Annotated in this window: 27 protein-coding genes and 1 pseudogene; 14 read left to right on the top strand and 14 right to left on the bottom strand. The window is 75.0% G+C overall.

Going from position 1 to position 26,179, the window contains the following annotated elements; all coding sequences use genetic code 11:
- Positions 1-129: 129 nt before the first annotated feature.
- Together lanL and ACWDRR_RS31360 are read right to left on the bottom strand one after the other, a co-directional pair.
- Positions 130-2,700 carry a class IV lanthionine synthetase LanL gene (gene lanL / locus ACWDRR_RS31365; RefSeq protein WP_449775633.1) on the bottom strand — a complete coding sequence of 857 codons (2,571 nt, stop codon included), beginning with the start codon at positions 2,698-2,700 and terminating at the stop codon, positions 130-132.
- A gap of 2 nt (positions 2,701-2,702) precedes the next feature.
- Positions 2,703-2,870: an SflA family class IV lanthipeptide gene (locus ACWDRR_RS31360; protein ID WP_449775632.1), complete on the bottom strand. Its 168-nt coding sequence runs from the start codon at positions 2,868-2,870 to the stop codon at positions 2,703-2,705.
- A 434-nt stretch (positions 2,871-3,304) separates the two neighbouring features.
- Between ACWDRR_RS31360 and ACWDRR_RS31355 the strand changes: the two genes are divergently transcribed.
- The 3 genes and pseudogenes from ACWDRR_RS31355 to ACWDRR_RS31345 all read left to right on the top strand — a co-directional run bounded on the left by ACWDRR_RS31355 (position 3,305) and on the right by ACWDRR_RS31345 (position 5,049).
- Positions 3,305-3,736, top strand: a complete 432-nt coding sequence (locus tag ACWDRR_RS31355) for a hypothetical protein (protein ID WP_449775631.1) — start codon at positions 3,305-3,307, stop codon at positions 3,734-3,736.
- 118 nt (positions 3,737-3,854) lie between these two features.
- A pseudogene (locus tag ACWDRR_RS31350) lies at positions 3,855-4,313 on the top strand (SRPBCC family protein); the annotation flags it as partial.
- 367 nt (positions 4,314-4,680) lie between these two features.
- A complete protein-coding gene (locus ACWDRR_RS31345) occupies positions 4,681-5,049 on the top strand; it encodes a low affinity iron permease family protein (protein WP_449775630.1) in 369 nt (122 codons plus the stop codon).
- Between the two features lie 57 nt (positions 5,050-5,106).
- On the opposite strand, the gene ACWDRR_RS31340 is transcribed toward ACWDRR_RS31345, so the two are convergent.
- A complete protein-coding gene (locus ACWDRR_RS31340; RefSeq protein ID WP_449775629.1) occupies positions 5,107-5,514 on the bottom strand; it encodes a nuclear transport factor 2 family protein in 408 nt (135 codons plus the stop codon).
- A gap of 720 nt (positions 5,515-6,234) precedes the next feature.
- Positions 6,235-6,660, bottom strand: coding sequence for a helix-turn-helix transcriptional regulator (locus ACWDRR_RS31335; RefSeq protein ID WP_449775628.1), 426 nt, complete (start codon positions 6,658-6,660; stop codon positions 6,235-6,237).
- A 128-nt stretch (positions 6,661-6,788) separates the two neighbouring features.
- Here ACWDRR_RS31335 and ACWDRR_RS31330 point away from each other — a divergent pair, with 128 nt between their 5' ends.
- The 4 genes from ACWDRR_RS31330 to ACWDRR_RS31315 all read left to right on the top strand — a co-directional run bounded on the left by ACWDRR_RS31330 (position 6,789) and on the right by ACWDRR_RS31315 (position 9,577).
- Positions 6,789-7,025 (top strand): DUF6296 family protein, encoded by a 237-nt coding sequence (locus ACWDRR_RS31330; RefSeq protein ID WP_449775627.1) that lies wholly within the window; start codon positions 6,789-6,791, stop codon positions 7,023-7,025.
- A gap of 187 nt (positions 7,026-7,212) precedes the next feature.
- Positions 7,213-7,671 carry an STAS domain-containing protein gene (locus ACWDRR_RS31325; RefSeq protein ID WP_449775626.1) on the top strand — a complete coding sequence of 153 codons (459 nt, stop codon included), beginning with the start codon at positions 7,213-7,215 and terminating at the stop codon, positions 7,669-7,671.
- Between the two features lie 170 nt (positions 7,672-7,841).
- Complete coding sequence (locus ACWDRR_RS31320) at positions 7,842-8,294, top strand: ATP-binding protein (RefSeq protein ID WP_449775625.1); 453 nt, start codon at positions 7,842-7,844, stop codon at positions 8,292-8,294.
- 296 nt (positions 8,295-8,590) lie between these two features.
- Positions 8,591-9,577, top strand: a complete 987-nt coding sequence (locus tag ACWDRR_RS31315; RefSeq protein ID WP_449775624.1) for a SigB/SigF/SigG family RNA polymerase sigma factor — start codon at positions 8,591-8,593, stop codon at positions 9,575-9,577.
- A gap of 24 nt (positions 9,578-9,601) precedes the next feature.
- Here ACWDRR_RS31315 and ACWDRR_RS31310 read toward each other — a convergent pair whose 3' ends face one another.
- Positions 9,602-10,018, bottom strand: a complete 417-nt coding sequence (locus tag ACWDRR_RS31310; RefSeq protein ID WP_449775623.1) for a hypothetical protein — start codon at positions 10,016-10,018, stop codon at positions 9,602-9,604.
- Between the two features lie 214 nt (positions 10,019-10,232).
- Here ACWDRR_RS31310 and ACWDRR_RS31305 point away from each other — a divergent pair, with 214 nt between their 5' ends.
- From ACWDRR_RS31305 to ACWDRR_RS31295, 3 genes are read left to right on the top strand one after another with little or no spacing between them, the layout of a single operon-like run.
- Positions 10,233-10,778 carry a (2Fe-2S)-binding protein gene (locus ACWDRR_RS31305; protein ID WP_449775622.1) on the top strand — a complete coding sequence of 182 codons (546 nt, stop codon included), beginning with the start codon at positions 10,233-10,235 and terminating at the stop codon, positions 10,776-10,778.
- Entirely contained in the window at positions 10,775-11,770 is a 996-nt protein-coding gene (locus ACWDRR_RS31300) for an FAD binding domain-containing protein (RefSeq protein WP_449775621.1), read from the top strand. Before ACWDRR_RS31305 ends, ACWDRR_RS31300 begins: the two co-directional genes overlap by 4 nt.
- Positions 11,767-13,851 (top strand): xanthine dehydrogenase family protein molybdopterin-binding subunit, encoded by a 2,085-nt coding sequence (locus tag ACWDRR_RS31295; protein ID WP_449775620.1) that lies wholly within the window; start codon positions 11,767-11,769, stop codon positions 13,849-13,851. Before ACWDRR_RS31300 ends, ACWDRR_RS31295 begins: the two co-directional genes overlap by 4 nt.
- A 125-nt stretch (positions 13,852-13,976) precedes the next feature.
- On the opposite strand, the gene ku is transcribed toward ACWDRR_RS31295, so the two are convergent.
- The 5 genes from ku to ACWDRR_RS31270 form a co-directional block, all read right to left on the bottom strand.
- Positions 13,977-15,041: a non-homologous end joining protein Ku gene (gene ku / locus ACWDRR_RS31290; protein ID WP_449775619.1), complete on the bottom strand. Its 1,065-nt coding sequence runs from the start codon at positions 15,039-15,041 to the stop codon at positions 13,977-13,979.
- 213 nt (positions 15,042-15,254) lie between these two features.
- Positions 15,255-16,217: a hypothetical protein gene (locus tag ACWDRR_RS31285; protein WP_449775618.1), complete on the bottom strand. Its 963-nt coding sequence runs from the start codon at positions 16,215-16,217 to the stop codon at positions 15,255-15,257.
- A 138-nt stretch (positions 16,218-16,355) separates the two neighbouring features.
- Positions 16,356-16,601, bottom strand: coding sequence for a hypothetical protein (locus tag ACWDRR_RS31280; RefSeq protein ID WP_449775636.1), 246 nt, complete (start codon positions 16,599-16,601; stop codon positions 16,356-16,358).
- Between the two features lie 130 nt (positions 16,602-16,731).
- On the bottom strand, positions 16,732-19,020 hold the full coding sequence (locus ACWDRR_RS31275; protein WP_449775617.1) for an FUSC family protein: 2,289 nt from the start codon (positions 19,018-19,020) through the stop codon (positions 16,732-16,734).
- Between the two features lie 292 nt (positions 19,021-19,312).
- Positions 19,313-20,077, bottom strand: a complete 765-nt coding sequence (locus tag ACWDRR_RS31270; RefSeq protein ID WP_449775616.1) for a maleylpyruvate isomerase family mycothiol-dependent enzyme — start codon at positions 20,075-20,077, stop codon at positions 19,313-19,315.
- A 60-nt stretch (positions 20,078-20,137) separates the two neighbouring features.
- On the opposite strand from ACWDRR_RS31270, the gene ACWDRR_RS31265 reads away from it, so the two are divergent.
- On the top strand, positions 20,138-21,070 hold the full coding sequence (locus ACWDRR_RS31265; RefSeq protein ID WP_449775615.1) for a MerR family transcriptional regulator: 933 nt from the start codon (positions 20,138-20,140) through the stop codon (positions 21,068-21,070).
- A 52-nt stretch (positions 21,071-21,122) separates the two neighbouring features.
- Here the strand turns inward: ACWDRR_RS31265 and ACWDRR_RS31260 are convergent, their stop codons facing one another.
- Positions 21,123-21,836, bottom strand: a complete 714-nt coding sequence (locus tag ACWDRR_RS31260; protein WP_449775614.1) for a VC0807 family protein — start codon at positions 21,834-21,836, stop codon at positions 21,123-21,125.
- Between the two features lie 73 nt (positions 21,837-21,909).
- On the bottom strand, positions 21,910-22,551 hold the full coding sequence (locus ACWDRR_RS31255; protein WP_449775613.1) for a TetR/AcrR family transcriptional regulator: 642 nt from the start codon (positions 22,549-22,551) through the stop codon (positions 21,910-21,912).
- 207 nt (positions 22,552-22,758) lie between these two features.
- Between ACWDRR_RS31255 and ACWDRR_RS31250 the strand changes: the two genes are divergently transcribed.
- Complete coding sequence (locus tag ACWDRR_RS31250) at positions 22,759-22,953, top strand: hypothetical protein (RefSeq protein ID WP_449775612.1); 195 nt, start codon at positions 22,759-22,761, stop codon at positions 22,951-22,953.
- Between the two features lie 102 nt (positions 22,954-23,055).
- On the opposite strand, the gene ACWDRR_RS31245 is transcribed toward ACWDRR_RS31250, so the two are convergent.
- Positions 23,056-23,823 carry a hypothetical protein gene (locus ACWDRR_RS31245; RefSeq protein WP_449775611.1) on the bottom strand — a complete coding sequence of 256 codons (768 nt, stop codon included), beginning with the start codon at positions 23,821-23,823 and terminating at the stop codon, positions 23,056-23,058.
- Positions 23,824-24,046: 223 nt separating this feature from the next.
- Between ACWDRR_RS31245 and ACWDRR_RS31240 the strand changes: the two genes are divergently transcribed.
- Together ACWDRR_RS31240 and ACWDRR_RS31235 are read left to right on the top strand one after the other, a co-directional pair.
- Positions 24,047-24,418, top strand: coding sequence for a gamma-glutamylcyclotransferase family protein (locus ACWDRR_RS31240; RefSeq protein WP_449775610.1), 372 nt, complete (start codon positions 24,047-24,049; stop codon positions 24,416-24,418).
- Between the two features lie 63 nt (positions 24,419-24,481).
- Positions 24,482-25,342 (top strand): alpha/beta fold hydrolase, encoded by an 861-nt coding sequence (locus tag ACWDRR_RS31235; RefSeq protein WP_449775635.1) that lies wholly within the window; start codon positions 24,482-24,484, stop codon positions 25,340-25,342.
- Positions 25,343-25,385: 43 nt separating this feature from the next.
- Here the strand turns inward: ACWDRR_RS31235 and ACWDRR_RS31230 are convergent, their stop codons facing one another.
- Positions 25,386-26,165 carry an HAD hydrolase family protein gene (locus ACWDRR_RS31230; protein ID WP_449775609.1) on the bottom strand — a complete coding sequence of 260 codons (780 nt, stop codon included), beginning with the start codon at positions 26,163-26,165 and terminating at the stop codon, positions 25,386-25,388.
- Between the last annotated feature and the right edge of the window lie 14 nt (positions 26,166-26,179).

Raw genomic sequence — 26,179 nt, 5'->3', positions numbered from 1 at the left:
GCGGCCTCCTGACGCCAGATGTCGGCGTCCACGGTGAACAGCAGGTCCCGGTCGGCCTCGGAGAGGTCCAGGCCGTCCAGGTCGAAGCCCTCGACCGGCACCGGGGCGGAGCGCCCGGCGGCCGGCCCGTCAGTCGAGGAGGCCGAGCCGCCGGCCGCCCCGGCCGTGCAGGCGCCGGAGGAAGGCGAGCACACCGGCGGAGCCGCCGGCCCAGGTGGCGCTCGACCGGGTCAGGCCGGCGTCCGGGAACACCGGTCGGGCCGGGGTGCCGCCGCTGCGGCTCAGGATGATCGCGCCGACGGTCTCGGCGGCGTGCCGGAACTCCTCGGAGTCGCAGGCCCCGGCGACGTCCACCATCAGGTCGCCGACCCCGGACAGCCCGCAGCACTGGGTGACCAGCGGCATGCGCGGCGCCAGCGCGGCGCAGGTGCGCGCGGCCTGCCGGGCCAGGGCGAGGTACCCGGGTTCGCCGAGGTGGTCGGCGGCCCGGACGAGTACCGCTCCGATCCCGGCCAGGCCCCGGCACCAGGAGCCGTAGCGGCGGGTTCCGCCGGGGCTGGTCGCCGCCGCGACGATGCCCGGGGTGACGGCGGCGAGCCGCGCGCAGGCGAGCTCGGCCCGGCGGAGGGCGGCGGGATCCCCGGTCGCGCCCGCGTACGCGAGCAGGAAGTACGCGACTCCCGCCTCGCCGTGCGCCAGCCCTTCGCGCAGGGCGGCGCTGCCGGTCGTGTCGGCCCCCGCGGGCGTCAGCCGGGCCTCGCCGGACGCCAGCATCCGGTCGCACTCGGCGGCGACGGCGAGGTGGCGTTCGGCGAGTCGGGCCCGGCCGCCGGCCGAGGCGTGTCGGGCGAGAAGCAGCCGGCCGATGCCGATTCCGGCGACGCCCTCGATCAGGTCCGCCTCCGGTGCTCCGCCGCCCGGCCCCCGGGTCGGCAGGGCGGGTCCTTCGCCGACCGGGTCCTGGCCCCGGCCGCCGGTGGCCGCCCCGGCCTCGGCGAGGAAGAGTCCCACGCCGGTACGGCCCGAGTAGAAGCCCGGTGACAGGTTCCTGGACTGACCCGCCGTCCACTGCGCCAGGGCGTCCACGGCTTCGCGCACCCCGCTCCGGTGGAGGTGGTGGAGGAGTTCGAGCCCGAGCCCCGAGCTTCCGCCGTAGACGTCGACCGGCGTCGGGACGGTCGCGCGTGCGGCGAGCACCGGGTCCGCGATCCTGCGGGCCTCGTCGACGCAGTACGCGACCGTGTGCTCGATGATCTCCTCGACCAGGCCGTCGTCGTACCGGAGCCGCCCGGGCCCGCCGGGCGTTCGGGACGGCGCGGGCGGTGCTGACGCGCCGGGCGCCCCGCCGCGCAGCCGTTCGGCGCCGGCGGTCCGCACGGCCGGATCGAGGCTCGTCAACTCGGCGATCACCGCCCGGATCCACCGGTGCTCGTCGCCGGGCAGCGCCCAGGCCAGACCGGCGAGGGTGCGGTCCCGGTTGACGGCGGTGTCGCCGTCGACGACCACCGGATCCATGCCGGTGGCGGCGAAGCAGAGGGTCGCCCCCAGGGCGTAGTAGTCGTCGGCGGGCTCGGCCGGCCCGCTCACGCGTCGGACCGGGTCGCTGTAGCCGGGGGTCGAGCCGTCCGGACCGGCGCCGCCCAGGGCGCTGATCCCGAAGTCGATCACATGGCACCGGCCGGCGGCGTCGAGCACGACGTTGTCGGGCTTGAGGTCACGGACCACCACGCCCCGGCGGTGGATGCCGTCCAGGACGCGCAGGAGCCGGCCGGCGAGACCGGCGGGCGTGCGCGACGGCCGCGCCGCGTCGTCCCGGTACGGGCCGTTCTCCTGGACCTCCCGCCGCAGGTCCCGGTCGCCGCAGCTGGTCATCACCAGGTACTCGTCCGAGCGGTGCCGGAAGTAGTCGAGCGCGCGGGGCACTCCCTCGGCGGTGTCGAGCGCGGCCAGGACGGTGCGTTCGTTGCGCAGCCGGTCGCGGGTGTCCGCCCCGGACTCGTCCTCGGCCACGAAGGCCCGCGCCTGCTTGACGACCACCGGCAACCCGGTGGCCCGGTCGACCGCGCGGTAGACGTTGCCCTGCGGTTTGCGCACGATGCCGCCGGTGACCCGGTAGCGCCCGTCGCCGAACCCGGGGGAGGAGTCCGCCCGGGCGCCGTGCCCGGGCCGCTTCGGGAAGGGATCCTCGGCCCACGGCGGGCACCGGTACGCACCGGAGGCGAGGCCGTCGAAGACCTCACCGTCCGGACCCACCATGACCGATTCGAGGCGCCCGCTCCGGCCGGTCCGGTAGTCGCCCGTGAAGGGCCCGTAGCGGTAGTAGACGGGGGAGTGCGGATCGACCCGCCGGTCGCTGACGATCTGCGGGCCCTCCCGGCCGCGCAGCACGGCGACGAGTTCGTCGGCGAGCCCGACGACGGAGCCCGGTCCCGGATAGACCGTGATCGCCTTCCCGACGGCACCCGCGCTCGAAGTGCCGGAGTTGATCGCCCGCAGGGTCTCCGGACTCCTGGCCCACTTGGCGTGGCAGACGTGTCGCGAGAGCACCGGCAGGACGAGGCCGGTCACGGCCTCGAGGTCGCCGGGCCGGGCCGAGATGTGGAGCTTCCAACCGTGCGCCATCGCCGGCATCCGCGGATCGTTCAGGTACGACCAGGTGTCGTCGGACCATCCGCTGCGGCCGGCGATGGGCTCGGTCACCGTCAGGAGTTGAAGTCGCAGGCGAAGCGGGTGGTCGCGGTCACCCACGGGTCGGCGAGACACGCCGTGGCGTCGTGGTCGCTGCGGTCGTCGTCCTCGAACACGATGGCCTCGTCGTCGACCACGAGCGGGCCGGCATCGCGGATCTCGTCGATCATGGCAACAGGCATGTGACGCCTCCAGGTCTTGTCGCGCGTCCGGCGACGGCGCGGGTTGCGCCCGCCGGGGGACCGCCGGGCCTGATGGGGCCGGCGGGTCCTGACCCCCGAAGGTAGGGAGGAATGATCGGCCTGACAAGAGGTCAGAACGCAGGATTTTCACAGGGCCGACACATCCATGGAGGGGTGGTGCGGCCGCTGTCCGACGGCGCTCCCGCCGCCGACGGGGGCGCGGCACCGGCCGGTTCGAGGGCCGGGGAAGGGCGGCCGCTCCGCCGGGAAGGCGGTGGACGGGACGCCTGCGCCGCCTGGGGGAGCGCGGGATCCGTAGTGCGGCGCATCTGTTGACCGCACGCACGGCGTCCGGCCCGGGGTCGTCATTGCCACGGCGGCCGCGGGCGGGTAGACGGGTAGCTGCCCCGAACCTCCGAGCACCGGGAGTACCCATGAAGACCGTCAAGCGGCTCACCGCGGCCGCCGCCGGCCTCGCGCTGGTGACCACCCTGAGCGGCACCGCCGCCGCCACGGCCGCCGCGCCCGCCGCCGGCCCGCAGCTGTTCTCCGTCCTGACCCTCTCCGGTGACGACAACGGCAGGACCGTGCAGGCGCACAGCGGCGACGTGATCCAGCTCAGCCTGTACGGCTTCCCGGACCACACCGTCAGGTGGTTGTGGGTCACGCCGTGGGCCACAGCGCCCTCGGTGCTGAGCCAGACCTCGGGCAGCGAGTCCCCGAACGGCGATGCGCAGGCCACCTTCACGGCAGCCGCCGCCGGCACCGGTGACATCGCCACGTACGCGCGCTGCGTCGTGGTGGAGCGCGGCTCCGTCTGCCCGCCGTGGGTCGGCCGGTGGAAGGTCACGGTCGTCGTCTCCTGAGCCGCCGGACCCGGCGGGCGGCTCACTCCGGTGCCGACGTGATTGCTTCTCCGCCGATGGGGCAGGCGCTCGGGCGTACGGAATGTCCGCGCTTGTCGTGTATCGGAAGGAGACCGTTGTGAGCAGGGTGAAGGAATCCATCGAGGTGGACGTCCCGCTGCACAGTGCCTACAACCAGTGGACGCAGTTCGAGGAGTTCCCGCAGTTCATGGACGGCGTGGAGGAGGTCCGCCAGACCGACGACCGGCACTGCCACTGGACGACGAAGGTCGGCGGAGCGCGCCGCGAGTTCGACACCGAGATCGTCGACCAGCTGCCCGACGAGCGGATCTCCTGGCGCACGGTGGGCGGAGACGTCCAGCAGATGGGTGTGGTCACCTTCCAGCGCCTCGACGAGTCCCACACCCGGGTGAGCCTGGCCATGGACTTCGAGCCGCACGGCATGGCCGAGAAGGCCGGGGCGATGCTCGGCGTCCTCGACCGGCAGGTCAAGGGCGACCTGAAGCGGTTCAAGGGCTTCATCGAGGACCAGGGCCGCGAGAGCGGCGGCTGGCGCGGTCGGCTGGCACCGGACGGCGGCCCGGCCACCGGGAGCACCGGCGGCTCGGGCGGATCGCGCGGTCCCGCTGACGCGCCCCCGCGCGAGCGGCCGCAGGCCCGGATGACCGGCGAGGGCGCGCCGCCCCTGCCCGAGGACCCGGACGACATGCGGCACGGCTGACCTCGCACCAACGCCCGGGCCCCGCCGCCCTTCGAAGAAGCACGCACCCTTCGAAGCACGGTGCCGGGGCCCGGGCGGCACCGCTCCGGGCCGCCACCGGCCACCCGGAAGGACCGGGGGCCACGACCGCGTACCGGTCGCGGAGGAACGTCCCGCACGACGTGAGCGAGCAGCCGGTCGCCGCCCGGACGCGACGGCGGCCGGCCGGCGGTAAGGAGAAGGCATGACCCTCTCGCACCCCGCCGATCGCAGCGACGGCGAGCGCGGCCGCTTCGAGCGGCTTGCCGAAGCCGCCTCCAACCTCACCAGCTCCCCGGCGTTCTCGCTGTTCTGCATCCTCCTGGTGGCCGCCTTCGTCGCCGTCCACGTGGCCGGCCTGTCGACGGAGTGGCAGATCCTCGTGGGGGACACCATGACGGCGATCACCCTGCTCCTGCTGGCGCTGCTCAAGAACGCCGAGCGGCGCGCCGAGCACGCCGTCCAGCGCAAGCTGGACGCGATCGCCGCCGCCCTCCTCGAAGAGCACGAGGGCCACGAGGGCGACGCCCACAAGGAGTTGCGCAAGGCGATCCGGATGGAGCAGCGTCTCTGACGCCGTCGGGCCGCGTATACGGGCGGCCGGCGACGGCCCGAGAATCGACCGCCGCGTCTACCGGGCGTCGCCCGGGTCGGGGAAGGAGTGGTGCTCGTGCGCGACCACCCAGCGCCCGCCCTCCTTGCGCAGCCCGACGGTGAGCCGCAGCCGCTGCGCCGGCCGGTCGGCGAAGTCCTGCGGAGTCCCGCAGCGCAACAGGGCGAACGCGAAGGCCACGTCGGCCCCGGCGGTGACCTCCAGCGACTCGGTCTCGAACGCCGCGCCCTGCGCCTGCCACTCGAAGAACGGCGGCCAGGTCTCCCGATAGGCGTCGATGCCGCGCACGCCCTCGTACGGCGGCGGCACGTCGAACATCACCACGTCCGCCGCGTGGTCCGCCAGGACCTTGTCGAGATCGCCCGCGTGCACGGCCGCCACCCAGTCCAGGATCAGCGCCCGGACCTGTTCCTCGTCGCTCACCATGCTCCGGATCCTCCGCGACCCGACCCCCGGTCGCCACCCGGCCGTGGCCGCCGGGCGCTCCTCGGCCGAGCCCCGGAACGGCCGAGCCCCGGAACGGCCGGGCCCCGGAACCCGGGGCTACCGCGCCGGTCTCCCGACGCCCGCCGTCCGACCCGCCGCGTGCGGTGCCGGACGGCGGGCCGGACGGCGCGGGCCGCCGTTCACATCACCGGCTCGGGGGCGGGCGGCCCCGGCAAGGGTCCCGGCCGGGGCCCCGGACCGGGCCCGGGGGCGGGCGGCGGCGGGGGATCGGGTTCGGGCTGCGGCGGGGCCGGCGGTACAGGGTCGGGTCCGCCCGGTCCCGGTACGGGCCCCGGCAGCGGGCCGGGACGGGGCCCCGGGCCCGGGGAGGGCACGGGACTGGGCGGGACCGGATCGTTGGGAGGTGTACCCATGGCAGGCTCCTGGTTCGGGGATCACGCCTTCCGGGAGGTGTCCCGCGCCGGCCGGGCTGCCCTGCGGTTCGTCGTTCGCCCCGTCGGGACGACGGGACGGGAACCGGCGCACCCGAGCGCGGATCGACCTCCTCGGTCGCCGCGCCTGCCCGGGGCGCCCTCGGATATGCGTCACCGGTCGCCGGAATCAGCGGGATGCCGGTCGTTTCCGTCCGATCGGGTGATCCGGGCGCGTCACCGGGAGACCGGCCTCGTGCCGCCGGCCGCTCCCGCCGGTGCGGCGCTCTCAGCGTTCGGCGTGGTGGCCGGACCGTTCGGGAAGGGGCCGGCCCGGCTCCGGCGTGCGTTCGTGTCCGTTGCCCTCCCGGGCTCCGCCTCCGCCTCCGTCCCCGTCCGCGTCCTCGGCGGCGTGGGTGTGGGACGGGGCCAGCAGGTCGAGGAGCGCGGCCACGCTGAGCCCGGACTCCGCCGGGTGCCTGAGCCAGGTGCCGGTAGCGATGCGGTAGCGGTTGCGGCGCCCGGCACGGGACCGGGTCAGATAGCCGGCCTGTTCGAGGTCGGTCACGATGGCTTGGACGGCACGCTCGGTGAGCTGGACCTCCACCGCGACGTCCCGCAGCCGCACGCCGGGATCACGGGCGATCGCGGCGAGCACCCGGGCGTGGTTGGTCACAAACGTCCAGCCCGTTCGCGCGGATTCTTCGAGGGCCATGCGTCCATCGTAGGAGTGTCGATTCACTTCTCGCCACATGCGAATTCCCGTTCAAGCATCTGTTGACGTGAATGGCGATGCGGGTCACCCTGGAGGTGTCGTCCTCCTCGTGCCTCCGAGGTGCGCCCATGAACACCGTCCGCCGTTACGCCGTCGCCCTGCCGGGCACGCCGGGCGGCCAGGCCGCACCGCGCACGGTCATCGTGCACCGCACCGACTCGCTCGGGCCCGCGTCCGAGCCGGTCTACGAGGACGCCACCGGGCACTTCCGCTTCCAGATCAGTGGGGCGGTCGCCGAGGTCCTGGAGCTGCCCGCCGAGTACGGGACGGCGCACCCGTGCCTCGAAGCCGTGCCGATGCCCTGAGCACCCGGCCTGACCTAACCCGGCCCGGCCCGATCCGACCTGGCTTGGTCCGATCCGGATGGCTCGATCGTAGGATCCGATCTTCCCGCTTTCTCATATACGTATTTTCGTTCACGTATCGCTTGACGTGAGAAGCATTGCATTCCACGCTTGAGAAGTCCGCCTTCGTCGCTCGGAGGAGGAGGCCATGGCTGACGATCCGCGTACGAGGAGTTCCGACGTTCCGCCCGCCGCCCCGCCGGCGACGGTGAACGGAAGCGGTCCGCTCGGCGGGCGGCGCCTTGCCGACGACCTGTGGGTGGTCGCGGAAGCCGCGCAGGACCGCGTCCGGGTGCGGGTGTCCGGCCAGATCGACCTCGATGTCGCGGCTCCTCTCGACGAAGCTCTCGAACAGGCCCTGCGGGCCAGCCGCACCGGCATCGACATCGACCTGTCGGCGGTCACCTTCTGCAACAGCACCGGCCTCAACTCCCTGTTGCAGCTTCGTATGACCGCCCTCCGCACCGGACGCGACGTGGTCCTCACCGAGGTCAGCGCCCAGGTGGGGCGGCTTCTCGGCATCACCGACACCCGCGGGCTCTTCGCGCCGAGCCCCGACCCCGAGGGCGCCGGCGGGCAGCCGGGAACCGACGGCCCCCCGCCCTGATCCGCCTCGGCGCACCGTGCGTGTGTAGCGGTCCCGGGGCTGGGCATCCGCCCGGCATGGAGGACGCGAAGGGCATGCCGGATGCCTCCGGCGGGTGCCTGAGTCGGCCGGTACGACCCGGATCGTCGGTCGCCCGACGGGATCCTCCGGTGCCGAACGAGGGTCGCACGATGACTGTTCCCCACGAGCCCCGGCCGGCCGGCGCACCGCAGGTCAGACGGCTGGCGCTGTTCGGCAGCCACGGCGCGGTGCATCGCTGCCGGGAGTTCACCCGGCGGGCGCTGACCGACTGGGCGTGGCTGCCGGCCCGCGACGAGGAGCAGCAGGGCGTCGCCGAGGATGTCCTCCTGATGGTCTCCGAGCTGGTCACCAACGCCTGCCTGCACGCCCCGGGCGGGCCTCGGGAGCTGCGGCTGGGCTGGGACGGCGTGCTGCTGCGGGCGGAGGTCGTGGACCTGAGCCCGGTGGAGCCGTTCCTCCGCCGGCCGGCGGAGCCGGGGCGGCCGGGCGGGCACGGGCTGCGGGTGGTGGACCGGCTCGCCCGGGCCTGGGGCTCGCTGCCGGAGGGGGACGGCAAGGCGGTCTGGCTGGAAGTGCCCGCACCGCCCGGGTGCCGCGCCTGATGCCGGGGCCCGCGCCGCTCCCGGGTCCGTGTGCCGGGCCGCTTCTCTCATCTGGTCGGTGGGGAGTAAACCAGGAGATAGCCGAATCAATCGGTCGATAGCGGGTACCAGACCCAACGCGGCGGCCGAGCGAGCGAGTCGGTCGCGCACGCACCCCGCCGGGGTGTGCCGGGGTCCCGGTCCGACGAGGAAGCCGGGCAGGTCCCCGGGACGAGAGCCCGGACGCGCCACGCGCGCAGCAGGCGGCAAGCGCCGTCGGACCAGGGCGGTCGGCTCAGATGCCCAGGAGAAGCGCCGTGTCCACCACCGTAGAGACCGGTCGTCAAGCCGGCCGGACGGCTGCCCCGCCGCCCGGGCTGCCCCGCCGCCCCAGCGCCGAGGAGCTGCGGGTGATGGGAAAGCTCGAGGCCCGCGAGATCAGCGACGCGCTGTTCGAGCGGCTGTCGGCCCTGGAGCGCGAGACCCACGCCTACAGCTACGTCCGCGGCACGATCATCGAGCTCAACATGCCGCTGGTGCGCTTCATCGCCTCCCGCTTCCGGCACCGCTCGGAGGACATGGACGACATCCTCCAGGTCGGCACCATCGGACTGATCAAGGCCGTCGACGGCTACGACCCCGCACGCGGGGCGGAGTTCGTCACCTATGCGATCCCCACCATCGCCGGGGAGATCAAGCGGTTCTTCCGCGACACCTCCTGGCCGGTGCGCGTGCCGCGCAGCATGCAGGAGCTCTACCTGGCGGTCGTCCGCGGGTCCGACCGGCTGGAGCAGCGGCTGGGCCGGCTGCCCCGCACCGAGGAGCTCGCCGAGGACCTCGGCCTGACGGCCGACCAGGTGGTCGAGGGCCTGGTCGCCGGGCGGGTCTACCGGCCCAACTCGCTGGACGCGCTGCGCGAGCAGGACACCGACGAGACCGGCAGCGCCCTCCTGGACAGGCTCGGCGCGGACGACCCCGACCTCGAACTCGTCGAGTTCCGTACCGCCGTGCGCCCGCTGCTCGGCCGGCTTCCCGAGCGTGAACAGACCGTGTTGAAGCTCCGCTTCTGGGAGGGCCGCACCCAGTCGGAGATCGCCGAGCGGATCGGGGTCTCCCAGATGCAGGTGTCCCGGCTGCTCTCCGCCGTCCTGGCCGGGCTGCGCGAGCAACTGGAGGACTGCGACGCGCCCGGCTGGAGCTGTGCACCGGTCGACCCGGCCCGTCCGGCCCGGCACCCGAGCGGCCCGGCCGCCGATGGCACCGCCACCGCCACCGCGTCCCGTCGGGGGCGCGGGCGCCACTGACCGCCGGCGCGCCCCGGACGGCCCTCAGATCCCCTGCGGCTGCCCCGGCCCGCGCGGTCCGGACGCCACGGCCGGCCCCGGGCCGGCCGTCCCGTCGCCGGACGGTTCCGGGTCGGCCGCCGCCGCAGCGGCGCCGGGCTGCTCCCCGGAGAGCCGGTAGCACCGGGTGGAACAGAAACGGTCGCGCCGTCTGACCCCCGGGTGCTGGTACGCGCGACCGCAGTGCACGCAGATCCGGGCGGCGGCACCGGGGGCGACGGTGTCGTCGGCCTCCACACGGTCCAGGCCGAGCGCCTGGAGCAGCGCCCGGCAGTCCTCCCGGTCACGGGAGTGGGCGGCCACCACCAACCTCGCCCGGGCGCGGACCGGCGCCGGGGCGACCGCGGTCACCGGCTCGATGATCTCTCCGAGCGTCGTCAGATCTCGATCGGCACGCTGCATGGGACTGCACCCCCTGGGACACCGGGACGCGACAGAACCGTCCAGGGTACTGCGGCGGCCGGGCGCGCGGCGTCGCTCACCGGCGGCGCGTCGCAGCCCGCCCCGGCCGGTACCCGCCGCACCGACCCGCCACCGTCGCGACGGTGTACGGCGAAGCGGTTGTCGGGCGGACCGGCGGGTGTCCGGCCGGGCGCCGCGTGGAATGCGTGGGCCCATGGAAGCCACCGACACCCTCGCGACCGGCAGCGGGATCGCCCTGACCGTCAACGGCCGGCCGCACACGCTCACGGTCGACCACCGCGCCACCCTCCTCGACGTGCTGCGCGAGCGGCTCGGCCTGACCGGTGCGAAACAGGGCTGCGACCACGGCCAGTGCGGCGCCTGCACCGTGCTGCTGGACGGACGGCGGGTCAACAGCTGTCTGCTGCCGGCCGTCGCCCAGGACGGCCGCGCCGTCACCACCGTGGAGGGCCTGGCCGGGCCGGACGGGCCGCATCCGCTCCAGCGGGCGTTCCTCGAACAGGAGGCCTTCCAGTGCGGCTTCTGCACCCCGGGCCAGCTCTGCTCGGCGGCCGGCGTGCTCGCCGAGACCGCCGACGATCCGGCCCCGGCCGACGAGGCGGCGGTGCGCGAACTGCTCAGCGGCAACATCTGCCGCTGCGGCGCCTACCCGGGCATCGTCCGGGCCGTCCGGCAGGCGCAGGCCGAGGTCCGGGCCGAGGTCCGGGCCGACCGGGCCACCCGGGAGGCTTCGGCATGAAGCCCCTCGGCTACACCAGGCCCACGGACGTGGCGGGCGCCGTCGCCCTGCTGGCCGGGCACCCCGGCGCGCGCGCCCTGGCCGGCGGGACCAACCTGGTCGACCTCATGAAGCTCGGCGTCGAACGGCCCGGACTGCTCGTCGACATCGCCCGCCTGCCCCTCGACCGGGTCGAGGAGACACCGCAGGGCGGCCTGCTGATCGGCGCGAACGTCCGCAACAGCGACCTCGCCGCCCACCGGCTGGTGCGCGAGCGCTACCCGGTGGTCTCCCGCGCCGTCCTGGCCGGCGCCAGCGGCCAGCTCCGCAACGTCGCCACCACCGGCGGCAACCTGCTCCAGCGCACCCGCTGCCTCTACTTCCAGGACGTCTCCAAGCCCTGCAACAAGCGGCTGCCCGGCTCCGGCTGCCCGGCCCGCACCGGGGTCCACCGCGACCTCGGCGTGCTCGGCACCTCCGAACACTGCGTGGCGACCCACCCGTCCGACCTGGCGGTGGCGCTCGTCGCCCTGGACGCCGTGCTGCACCTGACCGGCCCCGCCGGGGACCGGGCACTGCCGCTGACCTCGTTCCACCGCCTGCCGGGCGAGACCCCGGACCGGGACACCGAGCTCGGGCCCGCCGAACTCGTCACCGCCGTCGAGCTGCCGCCGCCCCCGGCCGGGGCGCGCTCGGAGTACCGCAAGGTCCGCGAGCGGGCCTCCTTCGCCTTCGCGACGTGCTCGCTCGCCGCCCTCCTGGCCCTGCGCGACGGCCGGATCGAGACCGTACGGCTCGCCTTCGGCGCCCTCGCCCCCCGACCGTGGCGGGCCCTCACCGCGGAGGCCGCGCTGCGCGGCGAGCCGTTCACCGCGGCGGCCGTCGCGGCCGCCATGGACGCCGAACTGGCGAGCGCCCGTCCGCTGCCCGACAACGCGTTCAAGCTGGCACTGGCCCGCCGGCTCGCCGTCCGCGAACTCGGCCTGCTCGCCACCGACCGGGAGGCCCGGTGAACACCGACCTCGCCCGACCGGAGGGCCTGGAGAAGGTCACCGGCACCGCCCGCTACGCCGGCGACCAGCGGCCCGACGGGCTGGTCCACGCCTGGCCGGTGCCCACCACCGTCGCCCGCGGCGACATCACCGCCGTCGACACCGCCGCCGCCCTGGCGATCCCCGGCGTCCTCGCGGTGCTCACCCACCGCGACGCGCCCGCCCTCGCCCTGCCCGCGGACGGCGACCCGACGCTCGCCGTGCTGCAGTCACCCCGGGTCGCGCACCGCGGCCAGGTCGCCGCCCTGGTCGTCGCCGAGACCCCGCAGGACGCCCGGGCCGGCGCGGAGGCCGTCCGGATCGGCTACGCCGTCGAACCGCACGACGTCGTCCTCACCGACCACCACCCCGGCCTCTACACACCCGAGAAGGCCAACGGCGGCCACCCCGCCGTCCGCACCCACGGCGACTTCGACCACGCCTACCGGCAGGCCGACGTCCGGATCGACCGCACCTACCGCATCGGCCCGCTGCACAACCACCCGATGGAGCCGCACACCGCCACCGCCCGGTGGGCCGACGGCCGGCTGACCGTGCACGACTCCAGCCAGGGCGGCAACAACGTCCAGGAGACGCTCGCCGCACTGTTCGGGGTGCACCCGCAGGACGTGCTGGTGATCAGCGAGCACGTCGGCGGCGGCTTCGGCGCCAAGGGCACCACCCGGCCGCACGTCGTCCTGGCGGCGATGGCCGCCCGGCACGTCGACCGTCCGGTCCGGCTCGCCCTGCCCCGCTCCCAGCTGTCCGCCCTCACCGGCCACCGCTCGCCCACCGTGCACCGGCTGCGCCTCGGCGCCGACGACGGCGGTCGGCTCGCCGCACTGGCGCACGAGGTGGTCACCCGCTCCTCGACGGTGCGCGAGTTCGTCGAACAGGCCGCCGTACCGGCCCGGGTGATGTACGCGGCGCCGCACAGCCGGACGGCGCACCGGGTGGTCCGCCAGGACGTGCCCACCCCCTCCTGGATGCGGGCGCCGGGCGAGGCGCCGGGCATGTTCGCCCTCGAATGCGCCATGGACGAACTCGCCGAGGCCTGCGGCCTGGACCCGGTCGAACTGCGCGTGCGCAACGAACCGGCCGTGGAGCCGGACACCGGCCGCCCCTTCAGCAGCCGCCACCTGGTGGAGTGCCTGCGGGAGGGCGCGCGCCGGTTCGACTGGCCGGGCGAACGCGCCCGGGGGCCGCGCCGCGACGGGGCCTGGCTGCTCGGCAGCGGCGTCGCCGCCTCGACCTACCCCGTCCTGGTCTCCCCCTCCACCGCCGAGGCCGTCGCCCTCCCCGACGGCACCTTCCTCCTGCGCACCAACGCCACCGACATCGGCACGGGAGCCCGGGCGGTCCTGACGAACATCGCGGCGGAGGCGCTCGGCGTGCCGGCGGACCGGGTCACCGTCGCGATCGGCCGGACCGACCTCCCGCGGGCCCCGCTCGCGGGAGGCTCCGCCGGCACCGCCTCCTGGGGCTGGGCGGCCCACGAGGCCTGCTCCGGGCTGCGCCGCGCCCTGGCGCAGCGGGGCGACGCGCCGTTGCCCGCCGACGGGCTGCGCCACCGGGCCGACACCACCGCGGCGGTGTCGGCCGGGCGCGAGTACGCCCGGCACGCCTTCGGCGCCCAGTTCGCCCAGGTCGCGGTGGACGCCGACACCGGGGAGGTGCGGCTGCGCCGGCTGCTCGGTGTCTTCGCGGCCGGGCGGATCCTGAACGCCCGTACCGCCCGGTCGCAGCTGGTGGGCGGGATGATCATGGGCGTCTCGATGGCGCTCCTCGAACACAGCACGATGGACCGGGAGTTCGGCGACCACGCCGAGCGCGATCTGGCCTCGTACCACGTCGCGGCGAACGCCGACATCCCCTCCGTGGAGGCCCACTGGATCGACGAGGAGGACGCGCACCTGAACCCCATGGGCTCGAAGGGGATCGGCGAGATCGGCATCGTGGGCACCGCCGCGGCCGTCGCCAACGCCGTCCATCACGCCACCGGGGTACGGGTGAGGGAGCTGCCGGTGCGCCCGGAGGCACTGCTGGACGCCCTGCCGGGGTAGGCCCTGTCCGGCCCGCGGGCCGGACACCGGTCCGTACCGCACGACCGCGCCCGCCCACCGAATCGCCGGTGGGCGGGCGCGGTCGTGCGGCGGCGGCAGCGGGAGTGCCGGTGAGGGTGTCGGGGTCAGGACGCGGCGCGGCGGGGGCGGCCGGCCTCTTCGAGGGCGTGTTGGAGTTCGTCGCGGGTCATGGTGGAGCGGTGGGGGATGTCGAGGTCGGTGGCGCGTTTGTAGAGCTCGGCCTTGGTGAGCCCGGAGAGCTGCGGCCCGGTCGGCTTCGTCGACGTCCCGGCGCCGGCGCCGGCCCTGGCCGAGGTGCTCTTCTTGCCGCCGGTCTGCTTGGGCGTCCGGCCGGTGCGGGCGGCCGTCGACCGGGAGCCGCTCTTCTTCGCCCCGCCCGGTTCCTCCGTGCGGGCATCGTCGAGGCTGCGGCGCAGGGCGTCCATCAGGTCGATGACGTTGGTGGCCTCGGGGGCGGGGCCGCCGGAGACGGCGATCTCGCGGCCGGCGAGCTTGTCCTCGATGAGCTTCTTGACCTGGTCCTCGTAGGTGTCGTGCCAGTCCTCGGGAGCCCAGTCGACGGCGAGCATGCCGATCAGCTGCTCGGCGGTCCTGACCTCCTGGGCGGACAGCTCGACGTTCTCGGGGAGGTCGTCGATCTCGCTGCGGGGGTTGCGGACCTCGTCGGCGAAGTGCATGGTGTGCAGCTCCAGCAGGCCGCTCTCGGAGCGCACGGCGGTCAGGTACTCCTTGCCGCGCATCGCGAACATCGCCAGCCCGGCCTTCCCGGAGTGGTCGAGGGCCTCGACGAGCAGGGCGTAGATCTTGGCGTACTCCGCCCCCTTCGGGCCCAGGTAGTAGGTCTTGTCGAAGAAGATCGGGTCCACCTCGGCGAGGTCGACGAAACCGGCGATGTCGATGGTGCGGGAGCGGCCGGGGGAGAGCTGCTCCAGCTCCTCCGGTTCCACGACCACGTACTCGCCCTCGGCGACCGGGTAGCCCTTCACGATCTCCTGGTAGTCCACCTCCTTGCCGGTCCGCTCGTTGACCCGCTTGTTGCGGACCCGGTCGGAGGTGCCGCGCTGCAGCTGGTGGAAGCGCACGTCGTGGGACTGCGTCGCGGTGTACAGGGCGACGGGCACGGTGACCAGGCCGAACGTGAGCACTCCGGTCCACACGGGTCGGGCCATGACGGCCTCCTTCTCGAACCAGGCCGGTCCGTCGCCGGTCGCGCGGGGCGGCTTCACCGTCAGCGTCGCTGCCGGACCCGTCTCCCGCACGCCGCGCTGGGCCGACAGGCGCCGCCGGATCGCCCCGCCCGGAGGCACGGCGACGCCCTGTCCGGAGCCTGGCCGGTCGCCCGGCTGCCCAAACCCCGGCGGCGCGGGTGTGACCGGCGGTGCTCAGCCGGTGCTCCCGCCGTGGTCGCCGGCCTCCAGCTCCCGCAGCTGCTCGGCCGCCTCCCGGGCGGCGTCCCGCGCCCGTCCGGCCTGCTCGCCGGCGGCGTCCGCGGCGGCCCGGGCGGCGCGTGCCCGCTTCTCGGCGCGGGGGAGGTCCTTCCGGGCACGGGCCTCGCGCTCCCGGGCCTCGGCGAGGGCGTCGCGGGCCTCGGCGAGCGCGTCGCGGGCCCGCCCGGCTTCGTCCGCCACCTCCCGGAGGGCCGCTTCGGCCTCGGCGAGCGCGCGCTCGGCGTCCTCGGACCGGCCGCCGGCCGCGCTCGCGGCCCGCTCCGCCGCGGTCACCGCCTTCCGGGCGCGATCCCGTTCACTCAGGCGCTTCCGCTCGGCCGCGGTCGGCGCCTTGAGCTCGGCGGTCACCCCGGGCGCGGGCGCCTTCCGCGTGCCACGGCCCGGCTCCCCGGCCGGCGGCCCGTCGCCAGCGCTTCCCGGCCAGAGCACCGGCTCCAGCGGGGCGGTCAGCCGGCCCGCGGCGAGGGCCCGGCCGGCGTCGGGATCGGCGAGCGCGGCGGTGAGCGTCCGGTCCACGGCGGCCACCGCGTCCGCGCCCAGCGGATGCCCGGCCGCCTCGGCGTCCTGCTCCGCCTGCCCGGTCAGCGCCCGCACCAGCTGCCGGCGCTGCTCGACGAGCCCGCGCAGCTGCTCGCCGGCGAGGTGGGCCTGTGCGTCCCGCAGGGCCCGGCCGAGGTCGAGCAGTTCCCCGACGAGGCCGGGGTGCCGGTGGGCGAGGAGGTTGGCGGCCCAGGCGGCCCGGGTCGGGCGGTGCAGCGCGCGGATCCGCCGGGCCAGCTGCGGGTCGTCCTTCTTCAGCCGGTCGGCGTGCCGGTCGCGGACGGAGGTGAAGTCCGCCGGAGCGAGCGCGTAGAGCTCGTCGGCGACCTCGTCGAAGCCGGGTCCGCTGCTGGCCATCACCTCGGACTCTACGGGCGCCGCGGTGGTCGCGCCCCCGTGGCTTCCGAGCGGGGGCCGGACGGCGCACCTCGCCCGCCGTCGTGAGCGTCGGCATCCTGGCGTGAAGGATCCGCCGGCACCCTTCGGCGCCGGTGCTCAGGCCGGGCGCTGGACGTGCTGCCGGGTGGCGCCGAAACCGGTCTCGTGGTCCCAGACGTGGGTGCAGGTGGGGCACTGGAGGTGGAGCAGGCTGCCGGTGTTGGACAGCAGGTAGCGCCAGTGCTCCCGGCAGTTGCGCCGCTCCGCGCAGCTGGTGCAGCCCTGGGCGTCGTCGCAGCTCGGGCAGGCCGCCCAGGCGCGTCGCCCGACGTCGGCCTGCGGGTCGATCGGCAGGAGGCCCAGTCCGACGCGCAGGCGTCGGGCGAGGGTGGCCGGGTGGGTGGCGCCGGGGAGGTTGCGGAACATGGTCGTTGAACTTAGGTAAGGCTTGCCTATCTGTCAAGCGAGGCGCCCGGGCCCGGCGACGTCGGTGTCACCGGGTGCCTGCGGGGGCGGCCCCGGCGGTGTCGTGGATGCGGGCCAGGTCGTCCAGCAGGCCGGTGAGCCACAGCGTGACGTCGACCGTGTGCAGCGAGGTCGGGTCGGCCGGCGTCCGGGTGGCCGTGACGCGGTCCTCGTGCAGCGCTTCGCGGGCTTCGGCCAGCGCCCGGTCCGCCGAACCGGCCCGGGCCGGTTCGAGCAGCGCCGCGCCCTGCCGGCGGAACGCCGCGGCGACCTTTTCCGCGTGGTGCACCAGGGCCGCCGCTCCGCGCGGGCCGACGGCCGCCGTACCGGGCGGGATGCGGGCGAGCAGGGGCTCGGCGCCGCGCACGGTGTGCTGCCCGGTGAGCACGGCGGCCTGCCAGTTCGCGCCGTCCCCGGCCGGCTGGTGCCGTTCGCAGCGGTACTGGGCGTACAGCGCCTCGGTGAGCAGCGCGCTGTGCCGGGCCCGTTGCAGGGCGCCCCGGGCCGGGCCCGACCCGGTGACCACGGCGACGGTCTCGGACAGCGCCGCGGCGCTGCGGTCCAGCAGCTCGGCGGTGCGCCGCCGCAGGTCGTGGCCACCGCCGCGCGGCCAGGCGCAGAACCCGGCGAGGATGCCGATCGTCGCGCCGGTGGCCACGTCGATCAGCCGGGCCTCGGCCAGCCGCCAGCCGGCCGGGGTGAGCTGGGTGAAGACCATGGCGACCACGACGGTGCACGTCCCCTGCGCCCAGGCCAGCCCGAGCACCGGGCTGATCGTGAAGGCGAACAGCATCGTGGGCGGCAGTGCGGCGGCGTAGAAGACCGGGTGGTCGCCGACCGCGATCAGCAGCGCCGCGGTCACGGCGGCGCCGCCGGCGGTGCCGACCAGGGCCGGGCGGAGCGTCATCCGGGTGTCGATGGCGCTGGTCCGCATCAGGGTGAGGGTCGCCAGCAGGACCCAGAAGCCGTGGGTGAGGTCGAGGGCGCCGACCACCAGACGGGCCGCGCTGAGGGCGCCGGCGGTGCGCAGGGCGTTGCGGAAGTACACCGAGCGGGGCGTCAGGTTGCCGCGGATCCGGCGCCACCAGAGCATCGCGGCCGGCTCGTAGGCGTACCAGAACGGCCCGGGCCGCTGGTCGGGGGGCGTGCGGTCGGGCGGTGGCGCCGCACGGCGGGCGGTGCGGGTGGCGAGGGTGAGGAACCGGGCGCCCTCGGCGGCGCTGAGGGCGAGCGTGCCGAGCGCCAGGCGGGCCACGGTCGTCCCCCCGGGGCCGGTGGCCCCGGCGGTGGTGGGCACGCTGCCGCCGGGGGAGGTGCGGATGGCCTCGAAGGCGGCGATCCGCGCCTCGATCGCTGCGGCGGACGGGACCGGGCCGCTCGTCCGTACCCCTTCCCCGGCCGCGCGGAGGGCGTGGGCGGTGGCCGTCACCAGGCCGGCCGCCTCCGGGTACGGGCCGCCGGTGCGGCCGAGCCGGCGGACCCGCAGCAGTTCGGTGCCGATGAAACGCAGGGTGATCGCGCAGTGCGTGAGGGCGCGGTCGACGGCTCCGGGGCCGGCGGGCCGCTCCATCATCGGGATCCGGGAGAACCGCAGGTCGTCGAGGAGGGCCAGGGCCCGCTCCTCGGCGCGGGTACCGCGCGCTTCCGGTGGCGGGCCCGGTGGCGGTTCCGGTGGCCGATCCGGTGGCGGGCCGGTGCTGCCGGGTGGAACGGCGGGCGGGCGTGCGGCGCAGTCGGCGGCGGCGAGGTCGGCCAGCCGCGCCACCGCCTGGGCGGCGCGGGCCACCCGGTCGCGGTAGTCCGTCGGCGACGGCTCCGGCCACAGCAGCCGCTCCGCCGCCGCGAGCAGCAGCAGGCCCGCCGTCACCCCGGCCAGCCGCTGCGGCAGGGTGTCCGGGGCGTAGGGCGGGAAGCACGGAAGGATGTAGAACAGCTGGAGCCCGTTGGTGAGCCCGACCAGTCGGGGCCCGCCCACCGAGGCGAAGGCCACCGTGAAGCCCACGCCCGCCATGCCCACCGCCGCCGTCCAGGCGTGCACGGCCAGGACGGTGCCCAGGCACACCAGCACCCAGGCGAACGGCAGCGTCACCAGCAGCGTGCGCGCACGGGCCCGCGCACCACCCTCCACCCGGGCCAGCACACCGACCGCGATCGCCCCGAACAGTGCGTAGGTGGCCGTCACCGGCTGGTGGAGGCCGTAACGGAAGGTGTAGAAACCCGCGCACGAGGCGGCGGTGACCCGGACGGCGCGATGCACCACCGCCGGATCGGGGCGGGCTCGGTGCGGGGGCACCGGCCGGTCGGGCAACTGGCGCATCGCACCTCGCTCCGGTGGGGAGTTCGGATCCGGCGGCGTCCCGTCCCCGGGGCCCGGCCGGCCCGTGGCGTGCCGCAGTGCGCGGACCGGTCCTGGCCGCGGTCGGTCCGGACACCGGCACACCGGTCGTCCGGGCGGCGCCGCACACCTCCACCCTAGGGCGCCGGGACCGTGCCCGCAGAGCCGTCCGGGAACACCCGGCGCCCGTCCGGCACTTCGGTGTGCGGGTGTGCGGGTGTGCGGGTGTGCGGCGGCAGCGGGCAGCGGGCAGCGGGGTGCGCGGCGCCCGGGGCTAGAGCGCCGTGCGGGCCAGCCAGTGGTCCAGCAGCGCGCGGTCGCCCGTCACCGTCACCCGCCCGTGCTCCGGCGGGACGCGGCGGGCGAGGACCAGCATCAGGTCGGCCACCGCCCCCGTCACCACCACGTCGGCCTCGACCGGGCCGCGCTCCCACCGCAGTGCCCCGGGTGCTCTGGTGATCACCCAGCCCGGTGCGGTGTCCGGCCGGAACCCGATCCGCTCGCCCCGGCCGCGCAGCTCGGCGAGCGCCGGCCTGGCTGCCTCGAAGGCCGGGTCGGACAGCAGCTCCAGGCTCTCGCCGATCACGTCGGCCGCGAGGTCCTCGGCGATCTCGAACGCGGTGCCCGTCGCGAGCGCCGCGTCGTAGTGGTGGACGCAGGTGTCGCCGAGCATCCTGCGCAGGAGGAAGACCGCCGGCCGGGGCCCCAGGAACGTCCGGATCCCGCTGTCCGCGCCGGTCTCCCCGATCGCGTGGATCAGCTCCTCCGCGCCCTCGCGCAGCCACCGGCCCCAGGCGTCCGGGGCGCCGGGCTCGGCCTGCCGAGGGTCGGGCACGGGCAACTGCTCGCCCCCGCGCACGAGTTCGGCCGCCCACCGGTGTTCCTGGCCGACGTGCCCGACCAGCGTGCGCAGCGGCCACTGCGGGCAGGTGGGCACCCGGGTTTCCGGGTCCCGGCCGGCGACCGCCCGGGCGAGCCCTCCGGTCTGCTCCCGCAGGCCCTCCACGAGCCGTGCGGTGTCAAGCGTCGATGCCCTCACGAAAGCTCCTCTCACGGGTCTCGCGGGTACCGTAGAACCTCCAGCCCGGTGGAGGTTCAAGTGCCTTGGCTCGACGGGACGCTCGGGATCGGCGACCTCGCGCGGCTGACCGGTGTGCCGGTGCGGACCGTTCGCTTCTACTGCGACGAGGGCATCGTCGACTCGGTGCGCAGCGCGGGCGGGCACCGCAGGTTCGAGCGGGCGGCCGTGGAGCGGCTCGGCCTGGTCCGCCGGCTGCGCGGGCTCGGGCTGGGGCTGCCCGCCGTCCGGCAGGTGCTCGCCGGCGAACGCTCGGTGGCCGAGGTCGTCGCGGCCGAGCGGGCCGCGCTCGACGGGCGGCTCGCGGACCTCTCCTGGCGCCGGGCCTCGCTGCGCGCGGTCGAGGAGGCCGCCGGACCGGCCGACCGGGCGGCACGGCTGGCACTGCTGGCCGCCGTGCAGGACGGTGGTGCGGCCCGTGACGCACTGACCGCCTTCTGGCGGCGCACGATGGTGGCCCCGGTGTCCGAGGTGATGCTCGCCGCCTTCGTGACCGCGGCCGTGCCCGAGCCGCCCGCCGACCCGACGCCGCCGCAGGTGCTCGCGTTCGCCGAGCTGTTCGCCCTGGCCGGCGACCGGGAACTGACCCGGGGTCTGCTGGCGATGGCGCGGGCCAACGCCGAACTGGTCACCGACGAGGCCGAGTTGCTGAACGGGATCGGCGAGGCGTGCGCGCTGGCGCAGCCGGCGGTGCGGGCGGGCGAGCCGCCCCGCGCGGGCCCCGAACTCGACCGGTTCGTCGCGGCACACGCCTCGGTGCGCGGCGGCGGTGACACCCCGGGCTTCCGGCGCCGGCTGCTGGCCCAGGTGGCGGCCGACCGCGACCCGCGGATGCGCCGCTACTGGCGGTTGGTGGCCGAGGCCGGCGGCGACCCGGCCACGATCGGGGCCGCCCACCTGTGGCTGACCGACTCCCTCGAACACACCGTCCGCCGGGGCGGCGCGGGCCGTTGAGGTGTCCGGCGCGTGGTCCCTGAGGGGTGGTCCGCCCGGGTGCGCCCCGCGCTCAGACCTTCAGGCCGTGGCGGGTGACGTACCAGTAGTGGAAGCCGAACAGGCCGCCCAGGACCGCCAGCCACTGCAGGCTGTTCACCAGGGGGACCGAGTCGATCGGGAGCGTCCGGGCGAGGACCACCCTGATCACCGCGTCCGCCGTGAATCCGACGCCCCAGACGGCGGTGATCACGCGGATGTGGTGACGGAAGTCGGGCTCGTGGTCCCAGCGGTCCGTCCACTCCCGCGCGCCCTCCTCGCCGACCTTCGTGGCGACGACCGACCGTCCGGCGCTGAGCATGAACGGCCGCCGGGTGGCCAGCGTGCCGAGCACCCACAGGCCCACCACGCCGAACAGCCAACTGTCCCGGACGAGCAGGGTCCTGGGGTCTCCGGTGACCATCGACATGAGCGCGCCGACGACCAGGAGCGTCAGGGTGAACACCGGCATCGCCTCGACCCGGCGGCGCTTCACCATCCCGTACGCGATCCACGGGGCCAGCAGCAGGCCGCTCACGGCCAGGGCGGCCCACTGGCTCGCCCCGAGGCCCTTCAGCACGTAGTAGCCGGCGAGCGGCAGCGCCAGTTCGAGGACGAGCCCCCGCGCCAGTGCCAGGCGACCGGCGCGGGTGTTCCGCGGCCTCGCCGGCGCCTGGGCCGGTGCCGGTACCGGTTCTGCGGTGTCCTGCACGATGTCCCCCTCGATGTCCCGGACGGTGTTCGGCATGTCGTCTTCCCCCACAGTCACTTCGTGTTCCGTCATGGTCGTGGCCCCCTTGTCGGGCCGCGCCGGCGGGCCGCTACGGCGTCCGGCGCGTCGCCCGGTCGAAGATGTCGGCCAGTTCGCGCCCGCACGCGGCCACGTCCAGCCCCGGTTCGGCGACCGAGCGCAGCACCACCCCGTCGATGGCTCCGCGCAGCGCGGTGACCATCACCCGGGCGTCGAACTCCCTGAACTCCCCGGCGGCCTGGGCCTCGCGCATCCGCTGCTCCTGCACGTCCATGATCGACTTCAGCGAGTCCGAGAAGCCGACGCGGTGCGGGTCGTCGCCCTTGAGGTTGGTGACGACCTCGGTCAGTGCCGGCAGGTGGTGGGGGTAGGCCGCGAGCAGTTCGACATTCGACTCGATGTAGGCCCGCAGCCTGCCCGAGTACCCCTCGGCGGCGGCGATCCGGGGCAGCATGAACGCCTCGGACACCCGCATGACCTCGGCGACCACCTCGTGCATCAGGTCGTCCTTGCCGGAGAAGTGGTACGAGATCATCCCGGTGCTGCTCAGCCCGGCCTGTTTCGCGATCCTCGCGAACGAGGTCTTCGCGAACCCGGCGTCCGCGAGCACCACGATGGCGGCCTGGACGATCTGGGTGCGTCGCGCCGACTCGGTGAAGGTCCGTCCGGCCCCGGAGCCCTTTTGCTCATCCGCGCTGCTCTTTGCTTGCATGAGCAAAACCATAGAGCGTCTTGCTCGCCCGAGCAAGACATCGGGGCCGCCTGCCGGTCGGATCCCGGTCGCGGTGGCGTGGAAGCGGTTCCCGTCGGCGGCGGGCTCTGGAGGAGTGGAAGGCCGACGAGGCCCGCGGCGGGTTCGCGGGCCGCGCGGCGAGAAGGGTGGCGAGGTCGGCCTCGCCCCGACCGTACGGAGTGCTCCTTGGTACGCAGGCGTCTGCAGAACGCTGTCGCGCTGTCAGCCACTGTGCTGTTGCTGGTCCTCACGGTGGCCGTCGTGCTGTTCGTCGCCCGGCTCGGGCAGGCCGTGGAACACTCCCGCTCCCCGGTCTGCCTCGGCCTCGCGATCGACGGCACGACGGCGGCAGCGGCAGCGGGCGATGGCCGGGCTCCGTGAACGGGCACCTGACGGAGGGCGCGTGCCTGTCCGCATGAGGGCGGGCGGTTCGAGCGGCGCCCAACGCAGCATGCCGGTGCCCACCCCGATCAGGTCAGGTCCTCACACTCCGTAGGTGTGGCCGGGCCAATGCGGATCCTCCCAACGGGCGGGCCCGGCGAGGCCGATCAGCCGTAGGCGTTGGAGCAGGCCGTCCGGGGTGTCGCGAGCTCTCAGCCGGGTGGCGGCGTGGCGGGTGAGCCAGGTGGTGAGTACGGCGAGCATGTCGTCCTTGTCGTGCCAGGTGCTCCAGGGAAGCTCGTCGGCGAGCAGGTCGTACGCCCACATGCCGACGGCCTCGGCGAGGTGCCGGTCGGCCGTCGGGTGTTCCACCGACTCCCAGACGTCGAGCCAGGGGCTCAGACTGCCGGAGGCCTCGGCACAGAGGACGAGGGCCTGTTCCGCGTGCGTGACGGGGCCCGGGGTGAGGAGGCTGTTGACCCAGAAGGCGTGCAGGAATTCCTGCACTGCAGCGGCCTGTTCACGGGGCCAGTCCTGCCAGCGGCCGCGAGCGAGCGAGAGGCCGATCTCGTCCTGGTACCGGAACGACTCCGTTCGGCTGTCGACCACGGCGACCGCGAGCTGGGGTAGCACGCGGCGCAGCACGGAGGCGTGGTCGGTCCAGTCGGGCGCCTGCCAGGTCCGCCGTAGGAGGTCGGCGTCGAGTTCCACGCCCGGCACCTTCAGCAGAGCGAGCTCCCGCGCACTGCCCCAGTGGCACTCGCAGTTGGTCTCGTCGGCGCGGGCGGTTGCCCCGTGGAAGGCGACTGCCAGGCCTTCCACGGCGGCGTCGAGGCGAAGTCCCGCCCTGAGGGCGTGCGCATCGGTCATCGGTGTTCGCCTTCGAGGGCTCCGCGGGCCGGCGCCGGCGAAGATCGCTACGTTACTGTCGCCGGGCTGGTGGGGCAATCGGTTCGGGCCGGTTCGCCGGCGGTGCGGCGGTGTCCGGTGGAGGGTCCCGCGGGGCCGGACCCCTGATCGTTCCGTGCGGGAGGCGTTCGATAGGTTGGGGCACCGACAGGCGCGGTCCAGGCTCTGCGGAGGGGTTTTCACGATGGTCGACCAGGCTGCCCACCAGCTGTTCTCCTACGGGACGCTGCAGCTTCCCGAGGTCCAGCTGGACCGGTTCGGCCGGCTTCTGGAGGGGCGTTCCGATGCGCTTCCGGGCTTCCGCCTGACCTATGTCACGATCACCGACCCGGAGGTGATCGCGGCCAGTGGCACCGACCGCCACCCCCTCGTGATCGCCTCCTCGCAGGACGGTGACGCCGTGGAGGGCAGCGTCTTCGCCATCACGGACGCCGAACTCGCCGCCGCGGACGACTACGAGGTCGACGACTACGCCAGGACCGAGGTCGTCCTGCGGTCGGGCGCCAAGGCCTGGGCCTACCTCGCCGCGACCGCGCAGGACAGCGCCGCCTCCTAGCCTGTTTCCTCGACCTCCTGCGCGGTCTTCGGGGCCGGCGGTAGATTCTCGGTGGTGACCTCGATGGAGACAGCGGGCCTCGCGCCGATGGCGGACGGGGCGCTGATCCGCTGGACGGCACTGGGGGACACGGGCCGGACGCCACCCGTCGTCCTGCTCCACGGCGGCCCGGGCCTGCCGGACTACCTGGGCGACGTCGCCCCCATGGTCGCGGATCTCGCCCCCGTGTACCGCTACGACCAGCGCGGCACAGGCGGATCGCCGTGGCAGGGCCGTCACACCTTGGCCGGGCATGTGGACGATCTCGCCGGGTTGCTCGATCACTGGGGCGCCGCCGAGGCCGTGCTGATCGGGCATTCCTACGGCACCGACCTGGCGAGCCGGTTCTGTCTGGCGCACCCCGACCGGGTGGCGGCCATGCTGCTGATGTGCGGGCCGTTCGTGGGCGACTGGCGCACGGGGGACCGGGCCGAACGCGATCGCCGCATGTCCGCGGCGGAGCAGGAGCGCCTCCGCACCTTGGCGGAGCTCTCCGACCGCACGGAGGAGCAGGAGGTCGAGCTGCTCACGCTGTCGTGGTTCACCGATCACGCCGACCCGGAGCGGGGCCGGGAGTGGGCGGCGCAGGGCGCTCTGCGGCGTCGCCCGGTCAACTGGGCGATGAACAGCGAGCTCGGCGCGGAAGGACGCGCGGATCCGCTCGACGCGCACCTGGACGCGGTGCGCGCGTGCCTGCCGGCGCGGGTGGAGCTCCTCGGCGGGGTCCAGGACCCCCGCCCCCTGTCGGCGCTGGAAGCGCTCGCGCTCCGGTGGAGGGTGCCGCTGAGGCGGATCGACGGCGCCGGACACGAGCCGTGGCTGGAGCGGCCCGGCGCCGTGCGGGAGCGCCTCAGGGCGTTCGTGCACGGCACGGTGGGCCGCTAGCCTGTCCTCCGCGGTCCGACCTCGACCGTCGGCCCGACCGTGATCACTCCGACGGGTACGCCGGGGCCGCCTGCGCCAGCAGGGAGATCTCGGCCGCGACCGCCGCCGGCTCGGCCGCGACGGTGACGTGGGCGACGTCGTCGAGGCCCGGGTGGGATCCGACGCGGACCGCACGCTCCGCGTTGCGCAGCAGGTCGAAGTCGTTGATGTCGTTGCCGAACGCGACGTACTCGTCGATCCCGATCGACGTCAGGGCTTCCCACTTCGTCGTCGAGCCCGGTGCGAAGTCGACGATCGCCTCGTCGAGGTGGTGGTTGACCGTGAGGCCGAGGCGGCGGCCCGCCGCGGCGAGTCCGGCCATGTCCGAGGCGCCGACGACCAGGAACTTGACGACCTCGGGGAGTTCGGCGAGGTCCACCCTCCGCGCGAGCTCGCCCTGGTCGACGCGGCTGCGGATCGGGTGGTCCACCGGGCCCGTGTAGGCGTAGTCCCAGGGCCCGTCCGCGAGGTAGGTCGCCTCGAACCGCCCGACCGCGTCCATCAGCGCGCCGAGTCCGGCGGGGTCGAACGCGGCCCGGGCGCGGACCTGGCCGTCGGCCGAGACCAGGCTCCCGTTGCCGCCGATCAGGGTGGCCGAGGGGAAGGCGCCGTCGAGGACGGGCAGGAGGTCACGGACGGGCCGCGCGGATGCGAAGACCAGCCGATGGCCGGCGCGTTCGCAGGCGTCGACGGCCGTGAGGATCCGGTCGTCGATCGTTCGTCCGTCGAAGCAGAGGGTGCCGTCGATGTCGAAGACCACGGTGCGGGCGCGAAGGTTGAGCATGATCGGATTGTATC

The organism is Kitasatospora sp. NPDC003701 (assembly GCF_053587085.1).
This window is presented reverse-complemented; position numbering and strand designations above follow the sequence as displayed.

Coding starts and splice junctions, on each gene's coding strand:
- ACWDRR_RS31360 (WP_449775632.1), bottom strand. CDS start 2,870: ATGCCTGTTGCCATGATCGACGAGATCCGCGATGCCGGCCCGCTCGTG.
- ACWDRR_RS31355 (WP_449775631.1), top strand. CDS start 3,305: ATGAAGACCGTCAAGCGGCTCACCGCGGCCGCCGCCGGCCTCGCGCTG.
- ACWDRR_RS31345 (WP_449775630.1), top strand. CDS start 4,681: ATGACCCTCTCGCACCCCGCCGATCGCAGCGACGGCGAGCGCGGCCGC.
- ACWDRR_RS31340 (WP_449775629.1), bottom strand. CDS start 5,514: ATGGTGAGCGACGAGGAACAGGTCCGGGCGCTGATCCTGGACTGGGTG.
- ACWDRR_RS31335 (WP_449775628.1), bottom strand. CDS start 6,660: ATGGCCCTCGAAGAATCCGCGCGAACGGGCTGGACGTTTGTGACCAAC.
- ACWDRR_RS31330 (WP_449775627.1), top strand. CDS start 6,789: ATGAACACCGTCCGCCGTTACGCCGTCGCCCTGCCGGGCACGCCGGGC.
- ACWDRR_RS31325 (WP_449775626.1), top strand. CDS start 7,213: ATGGCTGACGATCCGCGTACGAGGAGTTCCGACGTTCCGCCCGCCGCC.
- ACWDRR_RS31320 (WP_449775625.1), top strand. CDS start 7,842: ATGACTGTTCCCCACGAGCCCCGGCCGGCCGGCGCACCGCAGGTCAGA.
- ACWDRR_RS31310 (WP_449775623.1), bottom strand. CDS start 10,018: ATGCAGCGTGCCGATCGAGATCTGACGACGCTCGGAGAGATCATCGAG.
- ACWDRR_RS31305 (WP_449775622.1), top strand. CDS start 10,233: ATGGAAGCCACCGACACCCTCGCGACCGGCAGCGGGATCGCCCTGACC.
- ACWDRR_RS31300 (WP_449775621.1), top strand. CDS start 10,775: ATGAAGCCCCTCGGCTACACCAGGCCCACGGACGTGGCGGGCGCCGTC.
- ku (WP_449775619.1), bottom strand. CDS start 15,041: ATGGCCCGACCCGTGTGGACCGGAGTGCTCACGTTCGGCCTGGTCACC.
- ACWDRR_RS31285 (WP_449775618.1), bottom strand. CDS start 16,217: ATGGCCAGCAGCGGACCCGGCTTCGACGAGGTCGCCGACGAGCTCTAC.
- ACWDRR_RS31275 (WP_449775617.1), bottom strand. CDS start 19,020: ATGCGCCAGTTGCCCGACCGGCCGGTGCCCCCGCACCGAGCCCGCCCC.
- ACWDRR_RS31260 (WP_449775614.1), bottom strand. CDS start 21,836: ATGCCGAACACCGTCCGGGACATCGAGGGGGACATCGTGCAGGACACC.
- ACWDRR_RS31255 (WP_449775613.1), bottom strand. CDS start 22,551: ATGCAAGCAAAGAGCAGCGCGGATGAGCAAAAGGGCTCCGGGGCCGGA.
- ACWDRR_RS31245 (WP_449775611.1), bottom strand. CDS start 23,823: ATGACCGATGCGCACGCCCTCAGGGCGGGACTTCGCCTCGACGCCGCC.
- ACWDRR_RS31240 (WP_449775610.1), top strand. CDS start 24,047: ATGGTCGACCAGGCTGCCCACCAGCTGTTCTCCTACGGGACGCTGCAG.
- ACWDRR_RS31235 (WP_449775635.1), top strand. CDS start 24,482: ATGGAGACAGCGGGCCTCGCGCCGATGGCGGACGGGGCGCTGATCCGC.
- ACWDRR_RS31230 (WP_449775609.1), bottom strand. CDS start 26,165: ATGCTCAACCTTCGCGCCCGCACCGTGGTCTTCGACATCGACGGCACC.